The sequence below is a fragment of the Herbiconiux oxytropis genome (assembly GCF_024979315.1).
In the GTDB taxonomy this organism is placed as follows: domain Bacteria; phylum Actinomycetota; class Actinomycetes; order Actinomycetales; family Microbacteriaceae; genus Herbiconiux; species Herbiconiux oxytropis.
Map to the genome: position 1 here is coordinate 14,964 of NZ_JANLCK010000011.1, position 14,263 is coordinate 29,226.

The 14,263-nt window shown below is 72.0% G+C and carries 13 protein-coding genes and 1 pseudogene; 3 read left to right on the forward strand and 11 right to left on the reverse strand.

The features are described 5' to 3' along the window. Nucleotides 1-2: 2 nt before the first annotated feature. A complete protein-coding gene (locus N1028_RS16325) occupies nt 3-1,817 on the reverse strand; it encodes an FAD-dependent oxidoreductase (RefSeq protein ID WP_259530455.1) in 1,815 nt (604 codons plus the stop codon). Nucleotides 1,818-2,029: 212 nt separating this feature from the next. Between N1028_RS16325 and N1028_RS16330 the strand changes: the two genes are divergently transcribed. After that, a complete protein-coding gene (locus N1028_RS16330; RefSeq protein ID WP_259530456.1) occupies nt 2,030-3,286 on the forward strand; it encodes an acyl-CoA dehydrogenase family protein in 1,257 nt (418 codons plus the stop codon). 30 nt (nt 3,287-3,316) lie between these two features. Here N1028_RS16330 and N1028_RS16335 read toward each other — a convergent pair whose 3' ends face one another. Further along, a complete protein-coding gene (locus N1028_RS16335) occupies nt 3,317-4,006 on the reverse strand; it encodes a hypothetical protein (protein ID WP_259530457.1) in 690 nt (229 codons plus the stop codon). 92 nt (nt 4,007-4,098) lie between these two features. Here N1028_RS16335 and N1028_RS16340 point away from each other — a divergent pair, with 92 nt between their 5' ends. After that, on the forward strand, nt 4,099-4,845 hold the full coding sequence (locus N1028_RS16340; RefSeq protein ID WP_259530458.1) for a DUF429 domain-containing protein: 747 nt from the start codon (nt 4,099-4,101) through the stop codon (nt 4,843-4,845). A 58-nt stretch (nt 4,846-4,903) separates the two neighbouring features. On the opposite strand, the pseudogene N1028_RS16345 reads toward N1028_RS16340, so the two are convergent. The 5 genes and pseudogenes from N1028_RS16345 to N1028_RS16365 all read right to left on the reverse strand — a co-directional run. Next, nucleotides 4,904-5,281, reverse strand: a pseudogene (locus N1028_RS16345) (VOC family protein); the annotation flags it as partial. A gap of 88 nt (nt 5,282-5,369) precedes the next feature. Next, nucleotides 5,370-7,139, reverse strand: a complete 1,770-nt coding sequence (locus N1028_RS16350; protein WP_259530459.1) for a cation:proton antiporter — start codon at nt 7,137-7,139, stop codon at nt 5,370-5,372. A 54-nt stretch (nt 7,140-7,193) separates the two neighbouring features. Beyond that, entirely contained in the window at nt 7,194-8,375 is a 1,182-nt protein-coding gene (locus N1028_RS16355) for an ABC transporter substrate-binding protein (protein WP_259530460.1), read from the reverse strand. A 63-nt stretch (nt 8,376-8,438) separates the two neighbouring features. Beyond that, complete coding sequence (locus tag N1028_RS16360; RefSeq protein WP_259530461.1) at nt 8,439-9,065, reverse strand: flavin reductase family protein; 627 nt, start codon at nt 9,063-9,065, stop codon at nt 8,439-8,441. Next, complete coding sequence (locus N1028_RS16365) at nt 9,058-10,152, reverse strand: DUF1989 domain-containing protein (RefSeq protein ID WP_259530462.1); 1,095 nt, start codon at nt 10,150-10,152, stop codon at nt 9,058-9,060. Before N1028_RS16365 ends, N1028_RS16360 begins: the two co-directional genes overlap by 8 nt. 98 nt (nt 10,153-10,250) lie before the next feature. On the opposite strand from N1028_RS16365, the gene N1028_RS16370 reads away from it, so the two are divergent. Continuing rightward, nucleotides 10,251-10,964, forward strand: a complete 714-nt coding sequence (locus N1028_RS16370; RefSeq protein ID WP_259530463.1) for a GntR family transcriptional regulator — start codon at nt 10,251-10,253, stop codon at nt 10,962-10,964. 5 nt (nt 10,965-10,969) lie between these two features. On the opposite strand, the gene N1028_RS16375 is transcribed toward N1028_RS16370, so the two are convergent. The 4 genes from N1028_RS16375 to N1028_RS16390 form a co-directional block, all read right to left on the reverse strand. Beyond that, nucleotides 10,970-11,839 (reverse strand): anti-sigma factor, encoded by an 870-nt coding sequence (locus tag N1028_RS16375; protein WP_259530464.1) that lies wholly within the window; start codon nt 11,837-11,839, stop codon nt 10,970-10,972. Then, nucleotides 11,826-12,350: an RNA polymerase sigma factor gene (locus N1028_RS16380; protein WP_259530541.1), complete on the reverse strand. Its 525-nt coding sequence runs from the start codon at nt 12,348-12,350 to the stop codon at nt 11,826-11,828. Before N1028_RS16380 ends, N1028_RS16375 begins: the two co-directional genes overlap by 14 nt. A 273-nt stretch (nt 12,351-12,623) precedes the next feature. Then, nucleotides 12,624-13,313: a class F sortase gene (locus N1028_RS16385; RefSeq protein WP_259530465.1), complete on the reverse strand. Its 690-nt coding sequence runs from the start codon at nt 13,311-13,313 to the stop codon at nt 12,624-12,626. 47 nt (nt 13,314-13,360) lie between these two features. Then, a complete protein-coding gene (locus N1028_RS16390; RefSeq protein ID WP_259530466.1) occupies nt 13,361-14,191 on the reverse strand; it encodes a DUF4397 domain-containing protein in 831 nt (276 codons plus the stop codon). Nucleotides 14,192-14,263: the final 72 nt, after the last annotated feature.

Consider the following 14,263-nt stretch of genomic DNA (forward strand, 5'->3'; position numbering starts at 1 on the left):
GGTCACGGCGTCTCCTCCGTTCGGCCGAGCACCCTCAGCAGCGCCTCGCGCAACCGGGTGCCGGGTTCTCCTGGCAGGGCGGAGGCCCGCCACGCCACGTGCTTGTCGGGCCGCACCAGCACGGCTCCGCCCTCGTCGACCCCGTCGGCCTCGCGCAGCCTCGCCCAATCGAAGTAGAGGTCGGCAGTCTCGGTCCCGGGGGCCACGACGACGGTGCGCACCGCGACGCCGAGGCTCGCCGTCGCCTGCTCCGCCGCCTCCACCCACGGCGCACCGAGCGCTCCCGTGAAGAGGGTGAAGCCGTCGTAGGGCGCCACGTCGTGGGTCGAGACCTTGCGCTTCTCGTCCCCCACCCACGCGTGCGGCAGCCGGCCGCCCGGGCGGGTCGAGGGTGCGTAGTAGAGCTCCGGATCGCGGAGCGGCGGGGGAACGTGCGACCCGTCGGCCACGATCGCCGCCGACTCGTAGACCTGCCCGAGCTCCACGCCGTGCGCGTTGAACTCGTAGTCCTTCAGCTCGAGTGCCGACCGCAGGGCCGCGCGCTTCTCGGCACCCGCCTCCGTCGCATCCTTCCGGCTCTCGATCGCCCGCAGCATCTCCTCCTCGCTCTGCCCCGGCTCGAGGCCGAGGGCCTCGAAGATGCCACCGAACTCCCGCGCCGAGCGATTGGCGCGCAGCACGATCTGCCGGGCGACCGGCGCCCGCTCGGCGGTGTAGGTGTCGAGGAGCGCCGGCGAGGCCTGCCCACCCAGCACGGCCGCGAGCTTCCAGGCGAGGTTGTAGGAGTCCTGGATGGAGGTGTTCGAGCCGAGGCCGTTCGACGGCGGATGCTTGTGCACGGCGTCGCCGGCACAGAACACGCGCCCCCTCTGCAGCACGGTCGCGTACTGCTCGTTGTTGCCCCAGAGCGAGATGCCGGTGATCTCGGCCTCGAGCTCGGGCACGCCGATGAGGTTGCGCACGATCTGCAGGGCCTCGGCCTCCGAGACCTCGGGGGTGCCCTGGGCGATGTCGAAGCCCCAGACGATGAGCCACTCGTTCCAGGGCCGCACCATGCGCACGAGCCCCGCGCCGATGCCGCCGATGTCGGAGCCCGGCTGCACGACCCAGTAGAGGATGGAGGGCCGGTGGGCCACGAGGTGCGAGAGGTCGGCGGTGAACGTGATGTTCATCGATCCGGCGATGTCGGTGCGGCCCTCGTAGGGCAGATCGATGTCGGCGGCGACCCGGGAGCGCGATCCGTCGGCACCGATGAGGTACTTCGCCCGGATCGTGTACTCGTCTCCCGAGAGCCGGTTGCGCACCCGCACGCTCACGCCGTCGTCGTCCTGCTCGTGCGAGAGGTACTCGGTCGAGAACTGGGTCTGCGTGCCGCGCTGGGTGGCGTTCTTCAGCAGGATCGGCTCGAGATAGGTCTGCGGGATGTCGCAGTTCATCGACGGCGACGCCAGGCGGTAGTCGGCGTGCCGGGCGGGGTGGGTGCCCCAGGTGAGGATGCGGCCGATCTCCTCGCCGGCGACCGCCGTGCAGAACACGGTGTCGCCCATCAGCTCGTGCGGGGTCGCCTCCTGGAGCACCTGCTCCTCGATCCCCACGTCGCGGAAGATCTCCATCGTGCGCTGGTTCGTGATGTGGGCCCGCGGTGTGTTCGCGGTCCACCGGTACTTCGTGACCATGATGTTCGGGATGCCGAGGGTGGAGAGGAACAGGGCGGCCGATGCTCCCGCGGGGCCCGAGCCCACGATCAGGACGTCGGTGGTGACCACCCGGGAGTCGGGCAGCTCGGTCTGTGCGACGCCGTCGTCGAACTCGATCACGCTACTCCTTCGTATCGCTCGTGCTGGCTTCGTATCGCTCGTGCTGGTCGTCTCACAGAACCCCAGCGCACGCGGCCGGGGCAAGCCGAGAGGCCCGACCTGGCGGAAATGTGCAAATTGCGCCGCATTTCGTATGACAATCATGCAGACATTCGAAATCGGCGTCTAGGGTGGCAGGAGATTCCGCTCAGCAACGACGCCGAGGAGCCGCCATGACCGAGAGCCTGTACGCCCCGCCCATCCCCTCAGCCACTGCGGCCGCGGCGTCCGTCTCGCAGCCGGACGCCGACGGGCTCGTCCGCACGGCCGCGGCCCTGCGCCCGCTCATGCGGGAGAAGCAGACGGAGCACGAGGCGCTCGGCGGCTACGGCCGCGAGGTGCACGAGGCGTTCCTCGAGGCCGGCTTCTACCGCATCCTGCAGCCGCGCCGGTTCGGCGGTCTCGAGCTCGGCCTCGACGCGTTCATGCGCGTGGGGATCGAGATCTCGCGCGGCGATCCGGGTGTCGGCTGGGCCTTCATCCTCGGCGCCGGCCACGCCTTCCACGTGGGCTCGTTCTACTCGGAGGAGGGGCAGGCCGAGCTGTTCGGCGGCGGCGACTTCATCGCCCCCTCCCGCACCGTGCCCTCCGGCCGGGGCGAGAAGGTCGACGGCGGCTATCGGCTGAGCGGCACCTGGGACTACTGCTCGGGCTCGATGTGGAGCACGCACGCCCTCGTCGTGGCGCCCACCTTCGACGGCGAGCGGATGATCGGGATGCGGATGTACGCGATCCCCCGGAGCGACTACGAGATCCTCGACGACTGGGGTGGCGACACCACGATCGGCATGCAGGCGTCGAGCTCGAACTCGATCCGGGTGGCCGGGGCCTTCGTGCCCGAGCACCTCTCGATCGTCTACGAGTTCCGGGAGCACGAGCTCGGCGAGAGCGGCACCGTGGGCTTCGGGCTGCACGGCGCCGCCGAGTACGTGGGGCGCACGATGACGTTCTTCAATGCCGAGCTCATCGCCACTCAGATCGGCGCGGCCTGGGCGGCGCTCGACGAGTTCGAGGAGCTCATGACCTCGAAGAAGGCGAGCTTCCCGCCGCGCGGGCCCCGGCTCGACACCCCGGAGTACCACCGCTGGTTCGGCAAGGTCCTCGCGCTCACCGATGCCGCCGAAGCACTGCTGCTGGCGGGCACCCGGCAGTACATCGCGCTCGCGCAGCGCTGGATCGACACCCGCGAGGAGTTCACGCCCGAGCAGGACGCGAGGCTCCGAGCCGTGCTGCAGCAGGCCGCCCGGCTGGCCGACCAGGCGGTCGACCTCGCCTTCACGACCGCGGGCACGACCTCGGCGAAGAAGGGGTCGCGACTGCAGAAGTACTTCCGCGACGTGTCGATGTACCGCACGCACATCGCGGCGCAGTGGGACGTGACCTACTCCTCGGAGTCGCGGTTCCACTTCGGGCAGCCGCTCACGTTCTGAGCCGCCGGGTCGGCGATCTGCGATCCGCGATCAACGGTCGGTCTGGGCGTCGAGCACGGTCTCGAGTGCCGACTCGAAATCCGCCGCCTCCGCGGGCGTGAGGGTCTCGGAGAGGTAGGCCTGCACGAGCGTCCATGACCCGTCGTCTTCGGCCCACCAGGAGAGGTCCTCGCCGTCGTCGCCGGAGGCGGGACCGCGCACGCCCCGCCAGTCCCCGTGCTCGACCCGCGACTGGGCGGAGCCGTCGAGGCAGGTGTCGACCTCGGCGTCGATGCGGGCCACGATGCCGGCGGCGTCGGGATTCTGCACCACGGCCACGGCGACGGAGCCGATGAAGTCGGGGTCCTCCCCGAAGCCGTCGGCGAGATCGAGCGTGACGACCTCGGGCTGCACCTCGCGCCAACCGTCCCAGTAGGCGGCCTGGCGGGCAAGGTCGCAGGCCTCGGAGGTGTCGCCCCAGTCGGGGGCGTCGATCACGGAGGTGAAGACGGAGTACGACCAGGCGCGGCCGTCGAGGGCGCAGAGCTCGGTGGGCGTGACCACGGGGGTGCCGCCGTCCGAGCCCGAGGGCGAGGCGGGGGCCGAGATCGGGACGGGGCAGGGATCCGCCGTGGCGGCGCCGGTCTCCGCGGGAGTCACGGTCGCGCAGGCGGCCAGCGGAGCCGCCACCGCGAGCACGGCGATCGCCGCAAGGCGCCGGGTCACGTGTCGTGCAGTCATGCCCTCACGCTAGCCCCGGGGCGGCGGGGCGCCGATGGGGAGTTCTCACCACGGCCGCAGGATCCGGGCCCCGCGAGGGCTAAGGTGACCGCATGCGCACCGCCGGAGTCGACCTCGCCGCCGAACCGAAGGGAACGGCGCTCGCGGTGATCGAGTGGGGGCCCGACGCGGCCGCGCTCGTCGAGCTGCATCGGGGAGTCGCCGATCCGCTCGTCGTGGAGACGGCCCGGACAGTCGACAAGCTCGGCATCGACTGCGCGCTCGGCTGGCCCGACGCCTTCGTGGAGTTCGTCTCCCGCCACGCGGCGGGCCGCCTCGACGGCCCGCCGGCCGATGGCGGCATGGAGTGGCGGCGAACCCTCGCCTACCGCGAGACCGACCGCCGCACCCGCGCGGTGACGGGGCGCTGGCCGCTCAGCGTCTCGACCGACCGGCTCGGGCTCACGGCCATGCGCTGCGCCGGACTGCTGGCGCGGCTCTGCGAGGCCGGCCTCGACGTCGACCGCTCGGGGGCCGGCGACATCGCCGAGGTGTACCCGGGGGCGACGCTGCGCGTCTGGGGCTTCGACACCACCGGGTACCGGGTGGATGCCGGCGCTCGCGCACGGCTCGTCGCGCAGCTGGCGGCCGCCGCACCGTGGTTCGACGCCGCGGCGTTCGCGGAGCCGATGGCGGCCTCCGCCGACGCGTTCGATGCCGTGATCGCCGCGCTGGCGGCGCGAGGCGCCGCGCTGGGCCTCTCTGAGCGGCCCACGCCGGATGTGCTCGACCAGGCCCGTCGAGAGGGCTGGATCGCGCTCCCCGGCGCTGCGCTCGGCGATCTCCTGCCGGTCAGCTGAGGCCGGAACCCGCGCCCTGCCCGGCCGAGTCCGGTGTCGTCGAACCGGGCATCAGCGGCACCGGCGCCAGCCGCGCCCGCAGCAGGCAGAACTCGTTGCCCTCGGGGTCGCTCAGCACGTGCCACGACTCCTCGCCCGTCTGCCCCACGTCGGCCGGCTTCGCTCCCAGGGCGAGGAGCCGCTCGAGCTCGACATCCTGATCCTGATCGGTGGGATTGAGGTCGATGTGCAGCCGGAGCTGCTCCCGCTTGGGCGCCTCGTTCCGGCTCAGGTAGATCGTGGGCTGCGACCCGCCGAACCCGTCCCGCGCCCCGATCTCGACCGATCCGTCCTCCGCCCGGTCGACCACCACGAAGTCGAGCACCGCGCACCAGAACTGCGCGAGGGCTTCGGGGTCGCGGGCTTCGAGGACGAGTTCGCCGATGCGGGAGGCCATGCCAGGCAACCTACTCCGGTTCCTCCGACTCCGAACTCCGTCCGGGTCCCTCCCGCCATCGGCACCGAAGAGCTCGGAAACTGCTCGCTCACGACCCTGGCAGTCTGCTGCGCATCTCGAGCGCGATCTCGGAGGCGTCGAGGTTGGCGAGCTCCTCGGCGAGGATGTCTGCATCGAAGGTGCCGTTGTCGCGGGCGTCGAGGAGCGCCGAGCGCTGAGCGGAGAGCACCTGGAGCCGGTACCTCTTGGCGATGTCGAAGACCGCGGGCGACCGATCGCCCGAGCGCAGTTCGGGCGGCTCCGGGATGTCTTCGAGGCAGGAACGGAGGAGCGCGAAGAGCTCGGTGCGCTCGGCCTCGAGCTCGGACTCCTCGACCGAGGCCGCATCCTCGACCGCCGCGGCGCGCTGGGGCGAGAGCCTCCGCACGAGCGGCCCCACCGTGCCGCCCTGCACGACGAGCGACAGCGCCGCCACCGCGAACGCGATGAGCACGAGGGCCGAGCGCTGCGGTGTGTCCTCGGGCAGCGTCTGGGCTGCCGCGACGGTCACCGCTCCGCGCATGCCGGCCCACACGACCACCGTGCCCTCCCGCCAGCCGAGCGGCTGCCTCAGGAAGTACTTGATGTCGGCGAGCCCCTGCGTCACCCGCCGCGCGAACTGGTCGAGCTGCCGCCTCGATGTCGGCCGAGCCCGATCCGCTCGCGAGACCCGGCCGGCCGGACCATCCCGGCCGCCCGAGACGCCCCGGCGACCCCTGCGAACCCGCCCCGCCGTCAGCTCCTCGTAGGCCGACTGCGCACCACCGGGGCCGTCGAGCGTCGCCTTCATCTGCTCCAGCCGCGGCTGCAGCTGCTCGTTGCGTCGGCTCCGCCACGCGAGCACGCCGAGCAGGGGGAACACGTAGGCGGCCCGCACGAGCACGGTCAGCAGGAGGGCTCCGAGCGCGACGAGCAGGGCGGGCCCGACCCCCGAGTGGTCGCGCTCGACATCGGCGATGATCGACGAGATCTGCAGCCCCATGATGAGGAACACCGCGCCCTCGAGCGTGAGCTCGACCGTGCGCCAGTTCTGCGTATCCGACAGGCGGTTCTGCGGCGAGAGCTCCCGCGGTGCCCGGATGCCCGTGACCAGCCCCGCCACCACGGCCGCCACGAGCCCGGATGCGCCGAGCAGCTCCGCAGGGACGGCGGCCAGGAACGGCACGGCGAACGAGATGACGGTGTTGACGGTGGGATCGGTGACCCGCCTGCGCACGGCGAGGTTGAGCCAGCCGACGAGGCCGCCGAGCACGACGGCCACCACCACGGAATAGGCGAACGTGCCGACGGCACCCCAGAACGAGAACGACGCGGCCGTCGCCACGATGGCGGTGCGCAGCAGCACGAGGGCGGTGGCGTCGTTCAGCAGGCTCTCGCCGTCGAGGATCGCCACGACCCGCCGCGAGACCGGCGTGCGCTTGATGATGGAGGTCGCCACGGCATCCGTGGGGCTCACGATCGCGCCGAGCGCCACACCCCAGGCGAACCCGAGGTCGGGGATGACGAGCAGGAAGAACACGCCGAGCAGCAGGGCGGTGCCCACGACCAGCAGCACCGACAGCCCGCTGATGGCGCCGAACTCGCGCCGGAAGTTCATGGCCGGCATCGACACCGCCGCCGAGTAGAGCAGGGGCGGGAGGATGCCGGCGAGGATCCACTCGGGTTCGATCTCGATCCCGCCGAGCAGTGGGATGAAGCTCGCTCCCACCCCGACCGCCACGAGCACGAGCGGCGAGGCGATGCGCAACCGCGGGGCGATCAGGGTGGCGGCGGCGATCACCAGGAAACCGCCGACGAGCACCACGAGGAGTTCGGTCATGCCGACAGCCTGGCAGGCGAAGGCCGGTCCGGACGACCGGACCGACCTGATCCGTCAGAAGCCGATCGCCGGGTCGATGAACTCGTTCGTGGTGATCGTCTCGGGCGTGAGCCCGGAGGCGGGCGGGGTCCCCTGCTCCTCGAACAGCGGGGTCGTGATGTCGATGATCTCCTGCACCCGGTCGAGGTCGAAGTTGCCGACGGTGTCGTCCGATCCGTTGCCCACGAGGCCCAGGTCGACCTGCGCCTTCACGGAGTACTCGGCCACACCGGGGGTGTAGACCCAGCCGTTGTCGAACTCCTCGACCGCCTCGAGGATGAGCTCGTTCGTGACCGCGGGGTCGGCGTAGTAGTCGACCGTGGCCTGCTGGATGACCGGCACGAGCTCGGTGAGGCACGGCGAGAGCTCCTCGAGGTCGCCCGAGCGCACGGAGAGCGCGGAGGCGTAGATGGGGTAGCCGGCGTCGTGGATGAGCTCGAACGCGACGGGCTTCTCCCAGTCGGCGATCTCGTTCTCGTAGACGAAGGGCTCGACCGTGGCGAAACCCTGCTGCGCATCCGCCCCATTCGCCGCGATGAAGCTCGCCGGCGTGCCGTCGTAGCTACCGTCGACGTGGTCGGCGGGGAGGACGCCGCTGCCCATCAGGTACTCCATGTAAGCGGCGCCCCCGAAGTAGCGCACCACGGCGTCGGTCTTGCCGAGGTCGGCGATGGTCTCGACGTCGGGGTAGGTCTCCGGATCCCACATGATGATCTGCGGCCCCACCTCGAACGGCGCGAAGACGGCCGTCGTGGGCATCTCGTCCGAGAGCTGCACCGCCTCGTCGGTGTTGGCGTAGCCGAGCGTGATGTCGGGGTCGGTGTACTGCTGGCTCGTGACGGTCTGGAAGCCGATGGCCGGGCCGCCGGAGCGCACCTCCACGTTCACGCCCGTGTACTCGCCGCTCGCGAACAGCGGGCCCGAGACGGCCTTGTTTTGCGCATCGATCACGGCATCCGGGCCGATCAGCTGGTAGAGGTTGCCCTGCTCGGCCTCGGGGTTCCAGTCGGTCTGGATCACGACGTTCGCGGGGCAGCCGGCCGCCGCGAGGTCGACCGCGCCGATCTCGAGGTCGGCGGCGGCCGTGCTGCTCGTGGCGGTGCTGCTCGACGCGCAGCCGCTGAGGGCGGCGACGGAGGCGACGAGTGCGCCCGAGGCGATGGCGGCCCGGAGGCGGGGGTGGCGGGTGCGGTGCATGGGATCTCCTTCAGGGGGTGGGACTGGTGCAGGGGCGGGGATGGAATGGGGCGGATCGGGCGGTCAGAGCTCGTCGGCGTCGGCCAGGGCCGGGGCGCCGCGCAGGGTGAAGCGGTCGCGGGTGGTGGTGTAGAAGCTCGCGCCGAAGCGGGCCACGGGCGCGTAGTCGGTGAGGCGCACGCGCCAGGCCTCGGTGTCGATGAGGTCGTCGCGGGTGTGCAGCGACACGATCCGGCCGAGGAACACCTCGCGGCTGGTCGTCTCGAGCTTCTCGTGCAGCACGCATTCGAACGCCACCGGAGCCTCGACGATCGTGGGCGGCTGCACCCTGCGCGAGGATCGTGTGGCGAGGCCCACGGCCGCGAGCTCGCTCACACCGTGCGGGAGCGAGTCACCGCAGCGGTCGGCGGCCTCGGCGATCGGCTCGTCGACCATGTGCACCACGAACTCGCCCGAGGAGTCGATGTTGCGGGCCGTGTCGCGGCGGCCGTGCTCACCCGTGCGGTTGAGGCTGATCAGCACGAGCGGCGGCTCCTCCCCCAGCATGCAGAACATGCTGAAGGGCGCGGCGTTCGCCGATCCCGCGGGGTCGACCGTCGTGACGAGCGCGATCGGCCGCGGCACGATCAGGCTCGCCATGAGCTTGTAGCGCTCGTACTCGCCGAGGGTCGTGAAGTCGACGTCAGGCACGGTGCGCCGCCGCCCACCAGGCGAGCAGCACGTCGCGGAGGGCCTCGCCCTCGGTGGCGTAGAGGTCGTGCCGCCAGAGGCCGGCGAAGGCCTCGGCGGTCTCGGTGTCGAGCTGCACCTCCACGGCCTCGTCGTGGATCGGGGTGTTCGCGAACGCCGGCACGTAGGAGAGGTCGCGCTGCAACGCGCGCTCCTGGCGGATGACGGGCTGCCGGAACTGCTCGACCGTGCGCTGGGTGTCGTAGGCGCGGAGCTCGGGCACGGCGTCGAGATCGGCCGCTCCCGCCCGCCAGCGTTGCACCAGCACCGGCTTGATCGAGAAGTTGCTCGTCTTCATGACGTCGGCGCCGCAGATGTTCGGCACGGCCAGCACGTCCATCAGCGCGAGCAGCTCCACGTGGTCTCCGGGCTTCGACGACTGGTGGTGGATGCCGGGCATCCCGTCGTCGACGCTCGTGGCCATGAAGAGGTTGAACGAGTCGTGCACGTCGTCGGGCGTGAGGCCGTACTCGCGCTGGGCCTCGGCCTGGATGTCGGCGCAGTTGGTGTGCGTGGCGAAGCCGTACGCGGTCTCGTAGAGGTTGGCGCTGCAGCGCGGGAAGACGACGTCATTGCAGTGCACGGTGTCGGTGAGGATGAACATCATCGCGCGCTCACGGGGCGGAGACGACCACAGCACGTCGCCCGCGCCGGGGTTGATGCCGTGCAGCGTGCGGGTGCGGCCGGTGTGGAAGAACTCGCGGTAGTCGTGCAGGTTGAAGACGTTGAAGTCCACGCACTGGGCGCCCTCGATCTGCTCGATGCGCACGAGCTCGCCCGCTCGCACCTCGAGGGCCTTGCCGGTGCCGGGCTCGAGCACGAACTCCTCGAGCAGTTCGCGTTCGGTGGGCACCGGATGCGCCAGGCGGCTCCGCCAGTCGAGAGCACGCCCCGAGACAGCCGGCACCGTGAGCGCGGAGACCTCGCCGCGGGCGGTCTCGAGCACTGCTCGCTTGAGCAGGGCGGAGAGGTCGTCGGCCTCGTCGGCGTCGAGGCTGCGGGCGAGGAGCTCACGCTGCTGGGCGTTGAGGTGGAGGGTTCCGGTCATGCGTTCAGTATGCCGTTGATCTTGTTTCGGTATACGTAAACTCTATGTTTCGCATGCGTTTCCGTCGTGGTTCGTCGGCCGTCCTCTATGATCGGCTCATGGACACCCTCGGCCCGAGCACGGAGAACCGCAGCGCCGCGGCCTACGCCGCCCTGCGGGAGGCCATCATGGAGAACGCGCTGAAGCCCGGCACGAAGCTGCCCGAGGGCGACCTCGGCGTGCACTTCGGGGTGAGCCGCACGCTCATCCGCGCGGCGATCGCCCGGCTGGCGGCCGAGGGACTCGTCGACGTCGGCAAGACGAAGTCGGCCACGGTCGCAACGCCCAGCCGCGAGGAGGCCTTCGAGGCCTTCGAGGTGCGGCGCGCCCTCGAGCGCGAGGTGGTTCGGCTCGTGGCGCTGCGGTGGGACGAGCCCCTGCACGCTGCGCTGCTCGCGCAGATCGACCAGGAGCGCGAGGCCTCCGAGGCCGGACGGCACAAGCTCTCCGTGCGGCTCGCGGCCGAGTTCCACATCCTCCTCGCCGAGATGACGGGCAACTCGCTGCTCCGGCGCTACGTCTTCGAGGTGCTGGGGCGCACGACGCTCATCCTCGCCGTGTACGGCGTCGCGCATCCGCAGGACGACAGCCTGGCCGAGCACGTCGCCCTCGTGGAGGCGCTCGCCGCGGGCGACGTCGGAGCGGCCGAGCGACTGGTCGACGCGCACATCGCGTCGGTCGAGGGCCGGGCACTGCAGCCGCTCCCGGCCGAGGAGCCCGCCGGCCTCGGCGAGATACTGGGGCGGTTCTCGGGGCGCAGCGTAGGTGCCTGACCGGGTCAGAGCTCGCTGAGCTCGCCCCGCAGGATCGAGTCGCCCGAGTGGGTGGGGTCGCCGTCGTCGGTCTCGGCCGAGATGTCGACCAGGGAGTACTGCGCCAGATCGATCCCCGAGGGGACGTCGAAGCGGCCCTCCCGGCCGTCGAGGAAACCGATGCTCACAAGGCCCGTGCCGTCGCCGCGGATGAGCCAGACCTCGCGGAGCGGTGCCTCGCCACCTCCGGCTGCCGGGTCGACGGCCGGATCGACGGCGGCGTCGACATCGACCACGACCTGGCGGCGTCCGTCGCCCGACTGCTCCACGACCGCGCTGCCGCGCGCATCCGGCCAGTCGGGGAACGGGGCCAGTTCGGCTCCTGCCACCGCGATACCGCGCGGGGACTGCTGCGAGCCCTGCCACCAGACGCCGACGCCGGCGCCCGCGACGAGGCCGAGCACGAGCGCCGCCCCGGCGAGTGGCGCCCAGAGGCGGGCGCGACGGCGGGAGGCAGGCTTCCGGGTGGCCAGGTGGGACGAGGCGGCGGGCGCTGCCGCGCGGGTCGCTGCGGGGCTGGTCGCTGCAGGGCTGGTCCCTGCGGGGCTGGTCGCCGCGGGGCTGGTCTCTGCAGGGCTGGTCGCTGCGGGCGCCGATCCGCTCGCCGGGAGGTCGATGGAGAGCTGGAGCTCGTCGTGGATGCGGGCCCACACCGCGGCGGCGGGGTCGACGAGGGGTTCGGCGTCGGCGGCGCGAGCATGCTGCACCGTGCGGGTGAGGGCGTCGAGCTCGTCGGAGCACACGGCGCAGGAGGCGAGGTGCGCGCGCTCGCGGTCGGTCGCCGTCGTGTCGCCCAGCGCGATCAGCGCGAGCGCATCCGGATCAGTGTGTTCCATCGTTCACCTCCAAACGTGTTCGTAGCCGACCGAGACTTCGGCGGATGTGACTTTTCACCGTGCCGAGCGGCAGCCCCAGTCTGTCGGCGATCTGGGCGTGGGTGAGATCGGCGTAGAAGGCGAGTCGCATCACGCGCTGCGGTTCCGGAGCGAGGCGGGCGAGCTCGTCGGCCACCTGCAGGCTCTCGGCGAGACGGGCCGCGGCGTCCTCCTCCGGCGGCGGCAGCTGGGCTGCATGGGCCTCCTCGGCCCGGCGGGCCCGGTTGCGGGCCTCGAGGGCGTCGGCGATGCAGTGCCGGGTGATGCCCACGAGCCACGCGCCCAGCTGCGCCCGCGAGGGGTCGTAGCGGGTGCGACTGCGCCAGGCCTCCACGAACACCTTCTGCGTCACGTCCTCGGCGTCGCGCGGATCGCCGAGGGAACGGAGCGCGAGGGTGTGCACGAGGGCCGACCAGCGGGCGTAGGCCGCGGCGAGCGCGGACTCGTCGCCGTCGCGGAACGACTCGGCCATCGCCGCCTCGACGATCACCGCCGCTGCACGCTCGGCCTCGACGAGGTCGGCAGGATCGACGAGGTCGGCAGGATCGGCGGGTCGTGCGGCGTCGGCGGGCAGGGCGCCCCGCGCGGCGCCGGCGGCAGGAGCGGGCCTGTCCTCGGTCTCTCGGTCTGTCACGTCAGAGCGCTGCCTCCTGGTCGTGGCCGCTCCGTCGCGGGCCGGACCGCTCGGGCGGGGGCGACGCGCAGTCGCCGGCCCCGCCTTCGGTCCGAGCATACTCGCGGCCCCTCACGCGGCCGGAACGGGGACGGCGGTCACGATCACATTGCTGCGGTAGTGCCCGGTGTCGTAGTCGAACTCGCCGCCGCAGGTGATGAGCACGAGCCGGGCGGGGCCCTCGCGGTCGAACACCTGACCCCAGTCGATGCCGTCCTTCTCGGCGAGATCGACGTGCTGCACCTCGAAGTCGGCGACCCGGCCGTCTGCGGCGGTGACGCTGATCCGAGTGCCTGCCGTCGCATCCGGGAGCCGCGCGAACTGGCCGAGGCCGTACTCGAGCGAGTCGACGTGCGAGGCGATCACCGTGGCGCCCTCGGGGTTCCACGGCGACGGGCCCCAGCGGTACCAGGAGGCGACGTCCGGGTTCTCGGGCAGGGCCAGGGCTCCGGTGTCGTCGACACTCTCGGCCGCGATCGAGATGTCGATCCCGAGCGAGGGCACCTCGACCCGCACGGGCGGCACGGTCGGAGCGGTGGCCGCGGCGCCGAGGCTCGCGTCGGAGAGGGGCACGGAGGGTGCGGGTGCAGGTGCAGGTGGGACGTCCGGCGGGGCCGACGGCGTCGGGGACGAGGAAGGGGTGGAGGCCACCCTGTCATCGGACGCCGTGGCACCGGCGCCGGGCGCGGTCGCACCGACGGCGCATCCGCTCAGCACGAGCGACGCGGCGAGGGCGATCGCGGCGGGGAGGGCGGGCCGCACGGCCGGAGCCGAAGCCCCGGCCGTGGGCCGACCGGGGCGCCGAGCGGTCAGAGCCCGGCCTTCGCGGTGGTCCGGCGACGCAGCAGAGCAGCGCCGGCGAGTCCGGCCAGCACGAGGAACGCGGCGCCGATCCACAGCGGCGCACCATCGGCGGGCTGGTTCGTCGCGACGAGACCGGCGCTGCCCGCGGGCACTCCACCCGGGTTCGAGTGCAGGCCGTCGATGGTCTGCACGGCGAGTGCGAGGTTGCCGTCGGCGAGGCTGCCCCAGGCGTAGACGATCGTGTTGCTGCCCTCGGCGACCGTGACATCCGCCGGGCCGATCACGGGGTCGGTGGTGCCGGTGGCGGCCACGGTGGCCGAGACGGTGCCGGCCGGGAGGGTCAGAACCGACTCCCCCGGGTTCGACAGGTTGCTCACCACGGCGGCACCGCCGGCGAGCACGTCGACCGCGGGGGCCGCGGCGTCGTGGCGCACCGTGAGGCGTCCCTGGCCCGCGGCGAGGGTGGAGGTGTCGTTCGTGTAGAGCGTGGCCGTGGGTGCGCCGGCGGCGTCGAGGTGGGCCACGGCGGTGTAGTTGCCGTTCGCGGCGAGCGGCAGGTCGATCGGGCCGATCAGGGGTGCGCTGGCGTCGGCCGCGTCCGAGGCCGTGATCGCCACCGAGTAGGAGCCGGCAGGCAGCGCGAGGGGCCCGGCGAGGGTGCCGGGGGTGAAGTCGTCGAGGGTGAGCGCGCCGTCGACGTAGACGTCGACCGTCACGCCGGGCACGGCATGCAGCACCGAGAGCGATGCGTCGCCGTCGGCCGCGGCGGCCGGCAGGGCGGCTCCGGTGGCGATGAGGGCGCCGGCTGCGATGCCGGCGAGAATGGTCGTGCGCATGAGTACCTCCAGATCGTGCTCCGGGGAGCAGGGGATGACTTACACCCCCACTTCTCCCGCTCACCCCGATCT